We start from the raw sequence: 13428 nt of genomic DNA on the forward strand, positions 1-13428 counted from the left end.
CTTTACAAGGCGCGGAACAACGCGCGCAGGAACGCCTTTACTTCGTCACGGTACTCGGCGCTGATCCAGGTCACGACGATGATGCCCAGCACGATGGCCACCAGCATCACCACGGTCTTGTTCGACTTCATGCAACAGCCACTCCTGTAACGGCAGGCCCGGTCGGCGCCGCCGCGGACGCCTGCAGCAGGCCACTGGGATCGGGCAACGGCTGCATCGCCGGCGGCTCGCTCCACACCGGGATCTCGTGATCGAGCGGGTGTTCGATGGCCGGCAGGCCGTTCCAGCCCGGGTCGAGGAAATCGCGGCCGACGGCCACGATCTTGCGGAAGAACTCATCGCCGCCCTGGATCAACCGCTCGCGCTCCTGCTGGGCGCGGTGGAAACCACGCTCCAGCGCGGCATCCAGCGCTGCGTCGATGGCGTCCAATGCCGGCCGTGCGGGTCGCGGGCCGAGCGCGCGGCCCTGTGCATCGGCCTTTTCCAGCAGGCCGGTACTGGCCTGCAGGTACTCCGCGGCCACCTGCTGCAGCGATTCGCAGCGGCGCGCGTCCTGCAATTGCAGCAGGTCCCACAGCGCCTGCGGCAGCGTGGTGGCCTTGCGGTCGGCCGGTGCCAGCGGCTTGGCGATGCGGATCGCCTCCAGCAACTGGGTGCGCGCCGCTTCGCGCTGGCCCGACTGCAACTGGCACCAGCCAGCCATGCGCTGGCCCTCCAACGCGAACATCGGATGCGGAATGCTGGCCGCCGACGTCGAGGCCTGCAGGTAGGTCTGCGCGGCACGCTCGGGCTGTTTGGCGGCCAACCAGCAACCGGCCTCGCCGAACCAGCTCTGCATCACCAGTTCCGGCGCGGCTGGATTGCCGCTCGCGCGCGCGCCCTCGGCCGCGCTGCGCGCCTTGCGGTAGCTGTTGATCGCCTGGCCGTGATCGCCGTGCTTCAACCATGCACCGGCCACCATCATCTGCACCACCGATTGCTGGTCCTGCCACCCCTGCCGCTGCGCCAGCCCTTGTGCGCGCTCTGCGCGGGCAACCACCTGGGAAGGGCTGCCGCGTTCGAGCAGCAGCATCAGGTCGGCCAGCAGCTGCCGGTACAGCACTTCCGGGCCGCGGCCGCCAGACTGTGCGGCGGTATCGCGGGCGATGCCGAACATATCGATCGGCGCACTGACCACGCGCGCGATCCTGCCGTGCCGTTCCAGCAACGACTGCCAGCGCGGATCCTCCTCGGTATCCACCAGTACCAGACGCAGGCGCTGGCCAGGGCCGGCGGCCAGCGCAGCGTCCACCCAGCGTTCGAATCCCTCGCCCGGCACACAGCGCTCCGGTTCCAGCACCGCCGCCAGCAGGCGCAGGTGTTCGCCATGATGCTCGATGAAGCTCTCCAGCACCTCGACGACACCCTGTGCGCTGTCCGGATGCCCTTCGTGCGGGCCACGCCAGCCGAGCGTCACCTGCTGCGCACGCAGATCCTCCTGGCTGGCCAGGTAACGGTCCAGCAGGTCCTGCTTGAGCTGCCGGCTGTAGCGGAAGCCAAGCTCATAGGCGGTATCGATGCGCAGGAAGTAGTCCGGCGTATCGCGGCCGGCGTCGTGGCGCTGCATCTCGAAAAACGCGGCCAGCAGCCGGCTGGCGGCGGCAGGCAGGCGCCAGACCAGCAAGCGCCGGCTGCTGTCGGCACTTGCCTCCAACCAAGCATCGCGCAATGCGTTCAGGCCGCGCAGCATGGGGGTATCCTGCATCGTGTTTCTCCCGTGCGGCTCAGCAGTTGAGCTTGATCTCGCTGCCATTGACCGAGACACCGCCCGCGTCGATCACCACTTCCGAACCACCGGCGGTGATCTTGATCGCGCTGTCGGTGATCTCGATGACCGAGCCGCCGACCTTGCTGGTGAGCTTGACCGCCGACTCCAGGCTCATCACGCCGTCTGAGCCCTGGCTATGGGTTCCGCTGGCATCCTGGCTGAAGTTGCCGGTGACATCGATGACGCGCTCACCGACGTTGCTGTCGTCCACCTTGCCCTGCACCTTGCGCTTGTCCTGGCCGGTGATGGTCACTTCACGTGCTGCCTTCAGCGTCTCCGTGACCAGCCCGCCGACGGTGCGGCTGGAGGTGGAGGTCACCGTCTCGGTCCAGGTGCCGGTGCGCTGGCTGGTGTAGTTGCCGGTCAGCGTGGTCTTGAAATCGCCGGTGATGGTTTCGGTGTAGCCAGACGCCACGATCGTCTTGGTTTCGCCGCTCTCGTACTTCTCGGTGACTGCACCGGTCACGTTGGTGGTGCGGGTGCCGGTGACGCCCAGGGTGTCGGTACCGGTGACGGTGATGCCGCGATTGCCACCAACGCTGATGTCCTGGTTGGAGCCCACGTCCATGCGGTGATTGACCGAGACGGAGGTGGATTTGTTGTTCTTGACGCTGGCGTTCTGATCGTTGAGCACGGTGGTGACCATGTCGCGCTGCGCGCGCATGTTCAGCAGCTCGCCACCGGCGCCATCGTGCATGGTGATCTCGTTCCAGCCGGCGCCCTTGACCGTCTTCGACTTCAGGCCACTGACCTCCATGCCGAACGGTGGCATGTTGTCTTCGTTGTAGACGCGGCCGGTGATGATCGGCCGGTCCGGGTCACCATCGAGGAAATCGACGATGACCTCCTGGCCGACGCGCGGTGGCGAGACACCGCCCATGTCGGCACCGGCCCAGGGGCTGGCGCTGCGGATCCAGCATGAGGCGTTCTCGCGGCGATCCAGTTGCCGGTCCCAGTGGAACTGCACCTTCACCCGACCATAGCGATCGGCATGCAGTTCTTCTCCCGGCGGGCCGACCACGGTCGCGGTCTGCGGGCCCGGCATGCGCGGCCAGGGCGTGCGCCGCAGCGGGCGGTACGGGATGCGCCGGCGCAGGACTTCCGCCTGCACTTCAACGCTGGGCGCTTCGGCGCTGCCGAAGTCGGCGGCGAAATTGTTGTGGCCTTCGCGCTGCACGCTGACCACGAAGAAGCTGCGGTCGGTGTCGTCACGGCCGATGAAATCCGGATGCCGCTGCAGTTCGAAGCAGGACCCGGCGTCGAGCTCACCGGCATTGCCGGCGCATTCGAACAGCTTGGTCGGCCAGGCCACCTCTTCATTGCGCACGGCCGCCAATGCCTGGCCGATGCGGCTGTTGGTGAAGCGTGCCGCGCCATCGTAGCGGTACTGCTCCAGCGGCGGCAGCAGGCCCAGCGGCACCTGGTTGCCCTGGTTGCCGTCCAGCGACTGGCTGGGCTGCTTGAAATCAAAACTGCGCAGGGTCTGCACGCTGGGCCCGACCCGTCGACGCGCGCCCCAGCGGTGCAGCCCGGTGCTGGCCAGCGTGCCCTGGTCGGACACGAAGGCGATCGGGCGTGGTTCACCGTGCACGGTGCTCAGCGTCGAATCATCACTGATCACCAGGGTGTGGCCTTCGTCATCGTGCACGAAGCTGTAGTACAGCCCGGCGTCCTCCAGCAGGCGGCTGACAAAGGCGAAATCCGATTCGTTGTACTGCACGCAGTACGGCAACGGCGGCAGCTTGCCAGCGTTGAGGTCGTAGCGGAACTTCGCCAGCTGCGCGTAGCTGGCGAACACCTCTTCGATGATCTGCAGCACGTTCCGGTCCTGGAAGATGCGGCAGTTGCAGGTGTAGTCGAGGAAGGCGAACCAGGGCGCCAGCTCAGCGCGGTAGGCACTGAACTGTGCCTGCTGCCCGGTGCTGGCGAACTCGCGCACGTAGCCGTGCACGCTGCGATTGCCGAACTCGTCGCCCAGCTGCAAGCGCAGCGGCTGCCCGACCAACTGCTTCAGCTCCAGCCGTGGCTGGATCGAGAGCAGGTCGATACGGTAGGTGAACGGGTTCGACACCGCCTCGCTTCCCTCGAAGCGTTTGACCAGGAACGTGTCCGGGTCCAAGGCGGTTTCAACGCGGATCAGGCGTCGGTCCTGGTGCAGGCGCTGCAGCACAGCGCCGGGGAGCAGTGATTCGGCGTACATCGGGCGTTCCGTCGTCCCATGTTGGTCGTGGCCTGACTTTGCCATTGCCGTGTGACATGCGCCAGCTTTTTGACACATCCGCTGCTGGATAAGGAGATGAATTCATTAAGTATTTTCAAGACAGCGCGAATTCCATCACAGATCGGCACCCTCAGACCCTCTCATTCAGGCTGGTCGCGACGCGCATCGGTAGGCACCATATGGCCCCGCCCATGTGTATGGACACCCATGCGTTCCTTCCTGTTTCCTGCCCTGCTGTTCCTGGTCTGCCCTCTTGCAACCGGCGCTGCAGCTCCGGCAAAGAGCCTGTACTTCCAGCACCACGACTGGGTCGTGGCCTGTGACAACACCCTGACCTGCCGCGCCGCCGGTTACGCCACCGACGAAGACAGCCCCCTGAGCGTGCTGCTCACCCGCAGGGGCGGCCCCAACCAGGCGATACAGGGACGCCTGTCGCTGCAGCCGGAAGAAGGCCAGCCCCAGCCCAAGGGCCCGCTGCACCTGCGCATCCAGCAGCAGGATCTGGGTGTGCTGGCCCCCACCAGGGGCGAAGGCACGCATGGCTTGAATGCCGCGCAGACCAGCGCGCTGTTGTCCGCGCTGGTGCGCGATGGCGGGATCAGCGTGACCGATGGCGCCGGCCATCGCTGGTCACTGTCGGACAAGGGTGCGGCAGCCGTGCTGCTGAAGATCGATGAGTATCAGGGTCGCCTCGGTACACCCGGCGCAGTGATGCGCAAGGGCAGTACGCCTGAATCCAGCGTCCCCGCCGCCCTGCCGGTGCCGGTGGTGCGCAAGGCCGCTACCCTGGACTCGCCCCCGGACGATCCTGCGTCTGCACGACTGGCTGCTTCACCCGCCCTGCGCGCGGCACTGCGTGCCACGCTGGAGGGCGACAACTGCGAAGGCCTGCAGGAAACCGATGCCGATATTCCGCTGAGCAACTCGCCGCTGGAGGTCCGCCGCCTGGACGCACAGCACGTGCTGGTCAACGTGCCCTGCTGGCGAGCGGCCTACAACAGCGGCGATGGCTACTGGGTGGCCCGCCCACAGCCGCCGTTCCAGGCACAGTGGGTGACCAGCGATGCGATCGACTACGACGATGGCCAGATCGTTGCCGCGCAGAAGGGCCGCGGCCTCGCTGACTGCATTTCGCACGCAGCTTGGACGTGGAACGGGACGAACTTCATCGCGACGTCGGAGGTGGCACCTGGGCTATGCCGGGGCGTACCCGGTGGTACCTGGGAACTGCCGATGCTGGTCAGCGAGGTCCGCTGACGCCACAGAAAAAGGGGACGGAGGGGATTAAGTCGCTTGTGCCTTGTTTGCCACTTGCGACTTAATCCCCTCCGTCCCCTTTCTTCATGCGGGGAGGCAGTGCTCGACGATCAGCTGGATGGCGCTGCCGCCGCGATAGTCATCGCAGGCCAGCCGGTAGGCCAGGTGTACATGACGGGCGGGTGCGTTGCCGTGCCAGCCGCCGAAATGGATCGCGTTGATCGTGCCGGGTACGCCGGGCAGGCGCAGTTCCAGCTTCAGGTGGCGTTCCTTCAGTACGCGCCAGTTGGCCACTTCGAAGTGGCCGTCGAACAGCGGTTCGGGGAAGCCCTGGCCCCACGGCCCAGCCAGGCGCAGCGCGTCGGCATGGCGGTGGTCGAGCTCGTCGGCGGCCAGTTCGCCGTCGCTCAACACCTGCTGCTGCAGCGCCGCCGGGTCGAGCATCTCCAGCACCACACCGACGAAGGCGACCTTGAAGTCATCGACGTGATCCAGCCGCATGCTCAGGCCAGCCGCCATGGCATGCCCACCGAAACGTTCGATCAGGCCCGGATGGCGTGCATCAACCAGTGCCAGCGCGTCACGGATGTGCAGGCCGGGAATCGAGCGCGCCGAGCCGCGCAGCGTGTCGGCGCCGGGTTCGGCCGGGGCGAAGGCGATCACCGGGCGATGCAGGCGATCCTTCATTTTCGACGCGACCAGGCCGACCACGCCGGGATGCCAGTCAGCGTCGAACAGGCAGGCCGCCACCGGGCGCTGCCCGGCCATGTCCAGCACCACGCGGGTCAACGCCTGCTCGGCGTCGTCGGTCATCGACTGCTGCACCGCGCGCCGTTCCGAATTGATCTGCTCCAGCGTCTGCGCGATGTCGCGCGCCTGGCGCGGGTCTTCGGTCAGCAGCAGCGCGATGCCCAGCGCCATGTCCTCAAGCCGGCCTGCAGCGTTCAGGCGTGGGCCGAGTGCGAAGCCGATGTCGGTTGCGGTCAGCCGCGCAGCGTCGCGGCCGCTGGCTTCGATCAGCGCACGCAGGCCGACACAACCCTGCCCTGCGCGCAGCCGGCGCAGGCCCGCGCTGACCAGCGCACGGTTGTTCGGATCCAGCGCCACCAGGTCGGCGACGGTGCCGACCGCCACCAGGTCCAGCAGCGTGGTCAGGTCCGGCCCCTTGCCATCGGCGAAGACGCCGGCCTCGCGCATCTGCCGGCGCAACGCCATCAGCACGTAGAAGATCACGCCGACGCCGGCCAGCGACTTGCTGGGGAAGGCATCGCCGTCCAGATTCGGATCAACGATCACGTCAGCCGGCGGCAGCTGCGGGCCCGGCAGATGGTGATCGGTGACCAGCACCTGCCAGCCACGTGCCTTGGCCGCGGTCACGCCCGCGTGGCAGGCAATACCGTGGTCGACCGTCACCAGCAGATCCGGTTTCAGCTCGGCCAGTTCCTCCACCAGTGAAGGCGACAGGCCATAGCCGTGCACCATGCGGTTCGGCACCGCGTGGAAGACATGCTGCGCGCCGAGCATGCGCAGGCCACGCACGCCGACCGCACAGGCGGTAGCACCATCGCAGTCGAAATCGCCGACCACCAGGATGCGCTTGTCGTTGGCGATGGCCTCGACCAGCAGTCCCACCGCATCATCGATACCGGTCAGCAGCTCGGGCGCATGCAGGCTGCCCAGCTTCGGCAGCGCCAGTTCGGGTGTGCCTGCACCACGACTGGCGTAAAGCCGCGCCAGCAGCGGCAGCGTGCCCTCCGGCCAGCTGCCGGGCGCGACCGCATCGCGGCGGCGGATCATCGGCGTATCAGAGGTGGGCTGCACGGCATCGGCGGCAAGGGACATCGGCATCGCCGGTTACGAAAGACAGGGGGATGATACCGCGCGTGGGACAGGCTGGCGGGATTGCGCCCATTACCTGCGGTAGTGCCGGCCGCTGGCCGGCAACCCCGGGAAACATCTGGGGTCAGAGCCGTTTTCCGATGGAAAACGGATCCGACCCCGATCAATCGTGAAGCTGCCGCGGCTTCTTCCAGAACTGCCAGCGCTGGCCACGATCCAGCTGGAACTGCAGGCCATCCTCGAAATCCAGCACCAGTCGCTGCAGCTCGCCACGCTTCAGCGCAGCCAGCAGCGGACGGATCGCATCATTGCCGAGCTGCTGCAGGGAGCGCAGCTGGCGCAGGTCGACCAGTGCATCCACCGCCTGCTCGCCATCCACGGCGACACCTGCCGCCAGAGCCAGGCCCTGCAGCAGCGCATCACGACTGCGCACCTGCGCATGCGCCGTGCTGACCGACACCGGCATCACGCCACCGCCCCAGAACCACAGCGAATTGATCGGCTGTTGTCCCTGCGCGGCGCGCTGCTGGTTCCAGGAATGGTTGTGCAACAACACCTGCGCCTCGGTCATCAACGCCCGCCAACGGCGACCGCCCTCGCCTTCCGGCAGGTGCGAGAACAGGTCATCGCCCAGCACCTCGTTCGGACTGTCGAAGTCCGGCAGGGCCAGGTCGATCGGAAGCCGCAGGTACCAGCGCGAAGGGTCCGGTGCGTCAAGCACGAACCCGGCATCGGCGAACAACGGCTGCAGCACCGGCAGCAGGGCCAGACAGTCGGCCAGCGTCGGCCGCAGCGTTTCGCCGTAGGCCATCATCCGCGCGCCGTGCATGTCCGGCACCATGCAGGCCGGATCGGCACGCAGCCAGCACGCGCCGGCAGCATCGCCGACGTCACGCTGGCGGCTCAGTGCGGCCACCGGCCAGTGCGGCGCGGCGACCGTGAAATGGCGCTGCAGTTGTGCCCGCTCGCCGGCTTCGAACTGCGAGGCGTTGGCGCGGCCCAGGGCACGCGCCACGTCATCAGGCAGCGCAGCCGCGGCAAAGCGGCTGCGCGCGGGCAACAGCAGGGTCGCCGTTGCCACCGGGTCAGTCCACGTAGCTGACGCTGACGATCTCGTACTCGCGCTGGCCGGCCGGGGCGTCGATCACGATCGAATCGCCTTCCAGCTTGCCGATCATCGCGCGCGCCACCGGCGAGGAAATCGCGATCAGGCCCAGCTTGATGTCCGCTTCCAGGTCACCAACGATCTGGTACTTCTTCTCTTCGTCGGTTTCCACGTCGGCCAGGGTCACGCTGGCGCCGAACACCACCTTGGAGCCAGCGTTGAGCTTGCTCACGTCGATGATCTCGGCGTGCGACAGCTCGCCTTCCAGCTGCTTGATGCGGCCTTCGATGAAGCCCTGTTCCTCGCGCGCGGCGTGGTACTCGGCGTTCTCCTTCAGGTCGCCATGCTCACGCGCTTCGGCGATCGCGGCGATCACCTTCGGGCGCTTGACCGACTTCAGGTGATCCAGTTCGTCGCGCAGCTTCTGCGCGCCCTTCATCGTGATGGGGGCTCTCATGCATTCAACTCCTTGTGCAGCTCCTGCAGCGACCAGACGGGGCCGGTGCCACGGAATTCCAGTGAATCCACCAGCGCCTTGGCGCCGGCAATGGTGGTCGAGTAGGTGACGCGATGCTGCAGCGCCTCGCGACGGATCGAGAACGAGTCGTTGATCGCCGAACGACCTTCGGTCGTGTTGACGATGTAGACGATCTCGCCGTTCTTGATCGAGTCGACGATGTGCGGACGGCCTTCGACCACCTTGTTGATGATCTCGCAGTCCATGCCGTGCTGCTGCAGCCACGCGGCGGTGCCACGGGTGGCGACCAGGCTGTAGCCACGCGCCAGCAGCGCCTTGGCCACCGGCAGAACGCGCTTCTTGTCCGGATCGCGGACCGAGACGAAGGCCTTGCCGACCGGCGGTGCCTTGATGCCACCGGCTTCCTGCGCACGCGCGAAGGCAGCGTTGAAGGTGCGACCGACGCCCATCACCTCACCGGTGGAGCGCATCTCCGGCCCGAGGATCGGGTCGACGCCCTGGAACTTGGCGAACGGGAAGATCGCTTCCTTCACCGAGTAGTAGTCCGGCACGATTTCCTTGGTCGCGCCCTGCTCGGCCAGCGTCTTGCCGGCCATGCAGCGGGCGGCGATCTTGGCCAGCGGCATGCCGGTGGCCTTGGACACGAACGGCACGGTGCGCGAGGCACGCGGGTTCACTTCCAGCAGGTAGATGGTATCGGCACCTTCATCGCTGGTCTGGATCGCGAACTGGGTGTTCATCAGGCCGACCACGTTCAGGGCCTTGGCCAGTTCCACCACCTGGCGACGTAGCTCGGCCTGAGTTTCAGCCGACAGCGAGTACGGCGGCAGCGAGCACGAGGAATCGCCCGAGTGCACGCCGGCTTCTTCGATGTGCTCCATCACGCCGCCGATCAGGACGTTGCCCTGGGCATCGGCAATGATGTCGACGTCGCACTCCACGGCATTGTCGAGGAAGCGGTCCAGCAGCACCGGCGAATCGTTGGACACCTTCACCGCGTCGCGCACGTAGCGGGCCAGGTCGGCTTCGCCGTAGACGATTTCCATCGCACGGCCGCCCAGCACGTAGCTCGGGCGCACCACCAGCGGGTAGCCGATCTCGCGGGCCAGCAGCAGGGCTTCCTGGTCGTTGCGGGCGATGCGGTTCGGCGGCTGCTTCAGGCCCAGCTTGTCGACCAGCTGCTGGAAGCGCTCACGGTCTTCGGCCAGGTCGATGGAGTCCGGGCTGGTGCCGATCACCGGCACGCCGTTGGCTTCCAGCGCGCGCGCCAGCTTCAGCGGGGTCTGGCCGCCGTACTGCACGATCACGCCCTTCGGCTGTTCCAGTTCGACGATTTCCAGCACGTCTTCCAGGGTCAGCGGTTCGAAGTACAGGCGGTCGGAGGTGTCATAGTCGGTCGACACGGTTTCCGGGTTGCAGTTGACCATGATGGTTTCAAAACCATCCTCGCGCAGCGCCAGTGCCGCGTGCACGCAGCAGTAGTCGAACTCGATGCCCTGGCCGATGCGGTTCGGGCCACCGCCCAGGATCATGATCTTGTCGCGGTTGCTCGGCGCGGCCTCGCACTCGTCCTCGTAGGTCGAGTACAGGTAGGCGGTACCAGTGGAGAACTCACCGGCGCAGGAATCCACGCGCTTGTAGACCGGGCGCACCTTGTGCGCGCGACGCAGCGCGCGGATGGCGGCTTCGTTGGTGCCGGTCAGCTGCGCCAGGCGTGCGTCGGAGAAACCAGCGCGCTTCAGCTTGCGCAGGCGTGCGGCATCCAGCGCATCGATGCCACCGGCAGCGACCTCAGCTTCGGCCGCGATGATTTCCTCGATCTGGTCCAGGAACCAGTGGTCGATGAACGACAGTGCGTAGATCTCTTCCACGCTCATGCCGGCACGGAACGCATCGGCGACGAAGAACAGGCGCTCCGGGCCCGGGGCCTTCAGCTCGCGGCGCAGGGTCTGCAGGTCTTCTTCGTTGCTCAGGTCCAGGCCGGTCGGGTCGAAGCCGACCTTGCCGGTTTCCAGGCCACGCAGGGCCTTCTGCACCGACTCCTGGAAGGTGCGGCCCATCGCCATCACCTCGCCCACCGACTTCATCTGGGTGGTCAGGCGGGCATCGGCGGCCGGGAACTTCTCGAAGGCGAAGCGCGGGATCTTGGTGACGACGTAGTCGATCGACGGCTCGAACGAGGCCGGGGTCAGGCCACCGGTGATTTCGTTCTTCAGTTCGTCCAGGGTGTAACCCACGGCCAGCTTGGCGGCGACCTTGGCGATCGGGAAGCCGGTGGCCTTGGAGGCCAGCGCCGAGGAACGCGACACGCGCGGGTTCATCTCGATGACGACCACGCGGCCGGTCTTCGGGTTGATGCCGAACTGCACGTTCGAGCCACCGGTATCGACGCCGATCTTGCGCAGCACGGCGATGGAGGCATCGCGCAGGCGCTGGTACTCCTTGTCGGTCAGGGTCTGCGCCGGCGCCACGGTGATCGAGTCACCGGTGTGCACGCCCATCGGATCCAGGTTCTCGATCGAGCAGACGATGATGCAGTTGTCCGCGGTATCGCGGACCACTTCCATCTCGAACTCCTTCCAGCCCAGCACCGACTCTTCCACCAGCACTTCGGTGGTCGGCGACAGTTCCAGGCCACGGCTGACGATCTCGACCAGCTCTTCGCGGTTGTAGGCGATGCCGCCACCGCTGCCGCCCAGGGTGAAGCTGGGGCGGATGATGGTCGGGTAACCGACGCGGGTCTGGATCTCCAGCGCTTCGTCCAGCGTGTGGGCGACGGCGGCGGTCGGGCACTCCAGGCCGATCTCACCCATGGCCACGCGGAACAACTCGCGGTCTTCGGCCATGCGGATCGCTTCACGCTTGGCGCCGATCAGCTCGACGCTGTACTTCTCCAGCACGCCGTTGTCGGCCAGGTCCAGCGCGCAGTTCAGCGCGGTCTGGCCACCCATGGTCGGCAGCAGCGCATCGGGCTTTTCCTTGGCGATGATCTTCTCGACCGTCTGCCAGTTGATCGGCTCGATGTAGACGGCGTCGGCCATCTCCGGGTCGGTCATGATCGTGGCCGGGTTGCTGTTGACCAGCACCACGCGGTAACCCTCGTCACGCAGGGCCTTGCAGGCCTGGGCGCCGGAGTAGTCGAACTCGCAGGCCTGGCCGATGACGATCGGGCCAGCACCGATGATGAGGATGGTCTTGAGGTCAGTGCGCTTGGGCATTTTCTTCTCTAAGTCAGTACAGCGTGACAAGGGGGGTGATCGCACGCTGTCGATCAGGAATCTTGATCCGCAGCGCCGCGCCAGCGGCAGCAGCGATGCGGGGTTTACGGTCCATCGCGACGCCACCGGGGGCCGGCGGCGTACTGATCACGCCTTGGCCTGCTCCATCAGCACCACGAAGCGGTCGAACAGCGGACCGACATCGGTCGGGCCCGGCGACGCTTCCGGGTGGCCCTGGAACGAGAACGCAGGCACGTCGGTGCGGGCCACGCCCTGGTTGGTGCCGTCGAACAGCGAACGGTGGGTCACGCGCAGGGTCGGCGGCAGGGTCGCTTCATCGATCGCGAAGCCGTGGTTCTGCGAGGTGATCATCACCCGGCCGCTGTCCAGGTCCTGCACCGGGTGGTTGGCACCGTGGTGGCCGTGGCCCATCTTCATGGTCTGCGCGCCCGAGGCCAGGCCCAGCAGCTGGTGGCCCAGGCAGATGCCGAAGGTCGGGATCTTCACCTCGATGAAGGTCTTGATCGCTTCGATGGCGTAGTCGCACGGTTCCGGGTCACCCGGGCCATTGGACAGGAACACGCCGTCCGGCTTCAGCGCCAGCACTTCGGCGGCCGGGGTCTGCGCCGGCACCACGGTCACTTCGCAGCCGCGCTCGGCCAGCATGCGCAGGATGTTGGTCTTCACGCCGAAATCGTAGGCCACGACCTTGAACTTCGCCGGCACGCTGACGAAGGCATTGGCATCCAGGTCCAGCTGGCCCTCGGTCCAGGTGTAGGTCTTCTCGGTAGTGACGACCTTGGCCAGATCCATGCCCTTCAGCCCCGGGAACTTGCGGGCGGCTTCCAGTGCCTTTTCCACGTCGATGTCGCCGGCCATCAGCGCACCGTTCTGCGCGCCCTTCTCGCGCAGGATGCGGGTCAGCTTGCGGGTGTCGATGCCGGCGATGGCGACCACGCCACGCTGGATCAGCCAGTCCTGCAGCGACACCTGGCTGCGCCAGTTGCTGGGACGGCGCGGAACATCGCGCACGATCAGGCCGGCCGACCACACCTTGGACGCTTCATTGTCCTGGTCGGTCATGCCGGTGTTACCGATATGCGGATAGGTCAGCGTGACCATCTGCCGGGCGTAGGACGGGTCGGTCAGCACTTCCTGGTAGCCGGTCATGGCGGTGTTGAACACCACCTCACCGACGGACAGGCCGGGCGCGCCTACGGATTCGCCCTCGAATACGGTGCCGTCTTCGAGGACGAGGATTGCGGCTTGGGTCACGGGAATCTCACTTTGGCTACCGAGGGGGCTGCCGAAGTCACGCCTGCGCTTCACGGAAATCCGGTTGCAAAAAAGCGCGGACGTACGGTCTGGGACCGGTCCGGCTTTCGTGATTCGGCGAGTGCGAATTGTAGCGCTGCCGGGGCGCTCGCGCCAGCGGTTATCGCGCTTCATGAACAGGCGATTGCGCATTCATTTCAATCCGGCGGCGTATGCAGACCGGAGGCG

9 protein-coding genes are annotated in these 13428 nt (G+C 66.5%); 1 reads left to right on the forward strand and 8 read right to left on the reverse strand.

Annotated elements, in window-relative coordinates; genetic code table 11:
* Positions 1 to 2 precede the first annotated feature (2 nt).
* The 3 genes from VPH47_RS11255 to VPH47_RS11265 are packed head-to-tail and all read right to left on the reverse strand — an operon-like array spanning position 3 to position 4007.
* Positions 3 to 131: a hypothetical protein gene (locus VPH47_RS11255; protein ID WP_006441023.1), complete on the reverse strand. Its 129-nt coding sequence runs from the start codon at positions 129 to 131 to the stop codon at positions 3 to 5.
* Positions 128 to 1744, reverse strand: a complete 1617-nt coding sequence (locus VPH47_RS11260; RefSeq protein ID WP_180860505.1) for a hypothetical protein — start codon at positions 1742 to 1744, stop codon at positions 128 to 130. The genes VPH47_RS11255 and VPH47_RS11260 overlap by 4 nt, the downstream gene beginning before the upstream one ends.
* A gap of 19 nt (positions 1745 to 1763) precedes the next feature.
* Entirely contained in the window at positions 1764 to 4007 is a 2244-nt protein-coding gene (locus VPH47_RS11265; RefSeq protein WP_180855144.1) for a type VI secretion system Vgr family protein, read from the reverse strand.
* A 228-nt stretch (positions 4008 to 4235) separates the two neighbouring features.
* Here VPH47_RS11265 and VPH47_RS11270 point away from each other — a divergent pair, with 228 nt between their 5' ends.
* On the forward strand, positions 4236 to 5285 hold the full coding sequence (locus VPH47_RS11270) for a DUF1176 domain-containing protein (protein WP_368850810.1): 1050 nt from the start codon (positions 4236 to 4238) through the stop codon (positions 5283 to 5285).
* An 84-nt stretch (positions 5286 to 5369) separates the two neighbouring features.
* Here the strand turns inward: VPH47_RS11270 and recJ are convergent, their stop codons facing one another.
* From recJ to carA, 5 genes are all read right to left on the reverse strand, one after another.
* A complete protein-coding gene (recJ, locus tag VPH47_RS11275; protein WP_153854895.1) occupies positions 5370 to 7127 on the reverse strand; it encodes a single-stranded-DNA-specific exonuclease RecJ in 1758 nt (585 codons plus the stop codon).
* A gap of 160 nt (positions 7128 to 7287) precedes the next feature.
* Positions 7288 to 8205 carry a phosphoglycerate mutase gene (locus VPH47_RS11280; protein ID WP_368850811.1) on the reverse strand — a complete coding sequence of 306 codons (918 nt, stop codon included), beginning with the start codon at positions 8203 to 8205 and terminating at the stop codon, positions 7288 to 7290.
* Positions 8206 to 8209: 4 nt separating this feature from the next.
* A complete protein-coding gene (gene greA, locus VPH47_RS11285) occupies positions 8210 to 8674 on the reverse strand; it encodes a transcription elongation factor GreA (protein ID WP_026347191.1) in 465 nt (154 codons plus the stop codon).
* An 8-nt stretch (positions 8675 to 8682) separates the two neighbouring features.
* Positions 8683 to 11925, reverse strand: a complete 3243-nt coding sequence (carB, locus tag VPH47_RS11290; RefSeq protein ID WP_368850812.1) for a carbamoyl-phosphate synthase large subunit — start codon at positions 11923 to 11925, stop codon at positions 8683 to 8685.
* A 147-nt stretch (positions 11926 to 12072) separates the two neighbouring features.
* Positions 12073 to 13200, reverse strand: a complete 1128-nt coding sequence (gene carA / locus VPH47_RS11295; protein WP_110712167.1) for a glutamine-hydrolyzing carbamoyl-phosphate synthase small subunit — start codon at positions 13198 to 13200, stop codon at positions 12073 to 12075.
* Between the last annotated feature and the right edge of the window lie 228 nt (positions 13201 to 13428).

Origin of the sequence: Stenotrophomonas sp. WED208, from assembly GCF_040984485.1 — a bacterium.
Lineage (GTDB): Bacteria > Pseudomonadota > Gammaproteobacteria > Xanthomonadales > Xanthomonadaceae > Stenotrophomonas > Stenotrophomonas riyadhensis.

Excerpts from the sequence above, each read along its gene's own strand:
- VPH47_RS11255 (WP_006441023.1), bottom strand. The coding sequence starts at position 131 with ATGAAGTCGAACAAGACCGTGGTGATGCTGGTGGCCATCGTGCTGGGC.
- VPH47_RS11270 (WP_368850810.1), top strand. The coding sequence starts at position 4,236 with ATGCGTTCCTTCCTGTTTCCTGCCCTGCTGTTCCTGGTCTGCCCTCTT.
- VPH47_RS11260 (WP_180860505.1), bottom strand. The coding sequence starts at position 1,744 with ATGCAGGATACCCCCATGCTGCGCGGCCTGAACGCATTGCGCGATGCT.
- VPH47_RS11265 (WP_180855144.1), bottom strand. The coding sequence starts at position 4,007 with ATGTACGCCGAATCACTGCTCCCCGGCGCTGTGCTGCAGCGCCTGCAC.
- carB (WP_368850812.1), bottom strand. The coding sequence starts at position 11,925 with ATGCCCAAGCGCACTGACCTCAAGACCATCCTCATCATCGGTGCTGGC.
- recJ (WP_153854895.1), bottom strand. The coding sequence starts at position 7,127 with ATGTCCCTTGCCGCCGATGCCGTGCAGCCCACCTCTGATACGCCGATG.